3 protein-coding genes are annotated in these 2,819 nt (G+C 57.3%); all 3 read left to right on the top strand.

Going from position 1 to position 2,819, the window contains the following annotated elements; translation table 11 throughout:
- The first annotated feature begins 660 nt into the window (after positions 1–660).
- The 3 genes from pqqA to TSA66_RS01125 all read left to right on the top strand — a co-directional run bounded on the left by pqqA (position 661) and on the right by TSA66_RS01125 (position 2,074).
- Positions 661–735 carry a pyrroloquinoline quinone precursor peptide PqqA gene (gene pqqA / locus TSA66_RS28155; protein WP_084199171.1) on the top strand — a complete coding sequence of 25 codons (75 nt, stop codon included), beginning with the start codon at positions 661–663 and terminating at the stop codon, positions 733–735.
- Between the two features lie 59 nt (positions 736–794).
- Positions 795–1,007 (top strand): pyrroloquinoline quinone biosynthesis protein PqqD, encoded by a 213-nt coding sequence (locus tag TSA66_RS01130; RefSeq protein WP_094298979.1) that lies wholly within the window; start codon positions 795–797, stop codon positions 1,005–1,007.
- Positions 1,008–1,180: 173 nt separating this feature from the next.
- A complete protein-coding gene (locus TSA66_RS01125; protein ID WP_094298978.1) occupies positions 1,181–2,074 on the top strand; it encodes a cache domain-containing protein in 894 nt (297 codons plus the stop codon).
- Positions 2,075–2,819: the final 745 nt, after the last annotated feature.

Here is a 2,819-nt window from a genome sequence, read left to right as displayed (position 1 = left end):
GACAGCCTATTCAACACTCAAGAATTAATCGCGGTGTTCGAGAGGATCAACAATGAGTAAACAATTTGCGCAACCGCGTTTTTACACACTCTGGGCCGTTCGCGTCCACGAAGCTGACATAACCCGTTTCAGTACAAATCAAGCCGTCTCAAATAGGTGCCGTCATTTCTCTTCTCATTGCTGACGCCTAAACGCGTTCCGGCCGCCTTAAGGGCTCGCCCATGACAATGCATCCTACGTTAAGCGACTGTTACCGGGAAGCCCGCATCCCTGCTTTGGGTCGAACTGAGCCGGATGCTCGGCTCTTGGGAATGACCGTTTTGCACTAAATTCTGTTGAAAAACTCTGCGGCAATATGAGCTTGCTATGCCAGTGGGCCCTGCTTTTATGAAATTGCCCTTCCGGTGTCCACGAAAGACTGAAAATCCTTGTATCGGTGGTTCGCTTCCCCCGGCCACCATGCTCGGCGCCATGATGCTCGCCTATGCGGACATGTGCATTGAGGGCTGGGGCACCGATACCTCGATGGAGCGCAATGACCTCCAATCATGATTTTCATGAGCTACTTTTGGCGAAACTATGGTGGCCCGCCTCTGACCCGGTGCTGATAATCAATCAGGAATCGGCATCTAGTCGCTTCCCAATTTAAGGAGACTTGCGATGATCTGGGAAACACCTGCGTACTGCGAAATCCGCCTCGGCTTTGAAGTGACCGCTTACGTCTACGTACGCTAAGCGTGCGCTAACTGGAAGCCCGGACGGGAAGACTGCTTCCGTCCGGCGCCCATACAGCCATGACGACCACAATCATCGCCCCCCCCGACCGCGCCTGTTCGCGGCTTGCGCCGCACTTCGTCTTCCGCTGGCAAGACAGCCAGGACGCCAACACACTGCTGTACCCGGAAGGCCTGAACAATTCGGCCAGCGAAGTCCTGAAGCGCTGTGACGGCAAGAGCAGCGTGACGCCCATTGATTCCGAGCTGCAGTCCGCTTTCCCCGGTTCATGAGCCGATGTCGCCAAAGGCGCCAGATCCTTTATCCACCTCGCCCGGGCCAAACGCTGGCAGCGCTGCTGATGCCGGGGGAGAGGGTGAGTTTGCAGATAACCGATTCGCATTAATTCTGTAGCTCAGCATGCCTTACTAGATTGATTTCACCATCCACTGCAACGGAGTCACCGATGAAAATGAAGCACGCTGGTTTACTGGTTCTGGCCCTGGCGGCCGCCTTGAATGCTGCCCCGGCGCTCGCAGCCACGCCAACCGACAGCTCGGCCGGCACGCCCGGCGCGATTGAACGCGCGGAAGCGAAGGCATCGGCAGCTCTGCTCGCCGATGCGGTCGGCTACCTGCACAAGCACGGTCCCGACAAGGCGTTCACCGCATTCAACGACCGCAAGGGTGCATTCGTGCATGGCGCCCGTTACGTCTATGTCGTCGGCAGCGACGGCATCATGTATGCGAATGGCGGAGCGCCGGATGTCCTGGTCGGGGTCGATGTACGCGATCTGCACGACGAGGCCGGCAAACCGTTCATGCGCGAATTGCTGGACAAGGCCCGCAACGGCGACGCCGGCGTGGTCGAATATCGCTGGCTGAACCGGGCCAACAACCACATCGAAAACAAGACGGTATCCTTCCGCAAGGTCGGCAAATACATCGTTTGCGTCGGTTACTACATTCCGCGCTCGGCGGCCGAAGAGGCGCAGGCACTGCTTGAAAAGGCGGTCGCGCAGATGCAGACGGCCGGCGTGGCACCCGCATACCAGAGCTTCAACGATCCGAAAGGCGGCTTCATCCGCGGTGATCTGTATGTGTTCGCAATCGGCATCGACGATGGCAAATATCGCGCGTCCGGCGCCTCGCCTCAGCTCGTCGGAACCGACGCACGCGAATTGCATGACGCTGCCGGCAAACCGCTGATACAGGAAATAATTACGCTGGCTAAAGAGAAAGGCAGCGGAACAGTCGATTATGTGTGGCGCAATCCGGCCACCAACGCCATCGAAGCCAAGCACTCGCTGATTCAGCGCGTGGGCGATGTGCTGGTCGGAGTCGGGTACTACTCGAAATAAGAAGTAATCCTCGCCGCGACCGGGACGCCGGGCGCGGCGATTTCCTCAGATTCGGTTATCTTCGTGTCATTCAATGATACCGAGGAATACAGTTAGCCAGAAGGTCAAAACTTAACCGCCTGATTTGCTTATGCGATTTACTGCCTATTTCGTCAGGGCCGGTCGCCAGGCGATGAATCCGCAGGCGTGCTGCTGCATGGCGAGGTAAGTGTCTTCCCGTATTACCCAGCACACGAGCAGCGGCGTGAGACAACTAGACGTGCACTCGACGACCCAGCGTCGGGCACGTGCACTGCGTTGCTTCTTGTTATCCCGTTCGTCACGCCTGCTGACTATGACCGGTTCATACCCGGCACTACGCACCAGGCGCCGCACTCGTCGTAATCATAGCCTACGCCCAGACACCACTTGCTTGTGTGGCCATCAATTGGCCGCGCATACATCATGCTCGCCAGCGTCGCGGCAACCAGTTTCACCTCATGCCGGTGACCGGCACATGAAATGTGCAGTCGTGATTCCGAGTTTCCTGAAATCGGTGCAGGCCTCCAACGCTTGTGAAGGCGCGAAAACCGGCGGTTAGTGAGTGACAGTGCTGTCGATTTTTTCTCGCAAGGCGCGGTGATTGTTCACATGCCATAACCTGGACGCGCAGTACTAAGAACCTGTTCAGTGTCTCCGTAATAACAATGACAGGAAGGCGAGCGCTACGAGTTGGGCGCTGGTTTCCAGTTTGCGCTCGCAGTTC

It is taken from the genome of Noviherbaspirillum autotrophicum (assembly GCF_000818395.1).
GTDB classification, from domain to species: domain Bacteria; phylum Pseudomonadota; class Gammaproteobacteria; order Burkholderiales; family Burkholderiaceae_D; genus Noviherbaspirillum; species Noviherbaspirillum autotrophicum.
The sequence above is the reverse complement of the archived record's forward strand: the minus strand, read 5'-3'. Positions and strand labels throughout refer to the sequence as shown.

Bases quoted from the DNA above. Each gene is read 5' to 3' on its own strand.
- TSA66_RS01125 (WP_094298978.1), top strand. From the start codon at position 1,181: ATGAAAATGAAGCACGCTGGTTTACTGGTTCTGGCCCTGGCGGCCGCC.
- TSA66_RS01130 (WP_094298979.1), top strand. From the start codon at position 795: ATGACGACCACAATCATCGCCCCCCCCGACCGCGCCTGTTCGCGGCTT.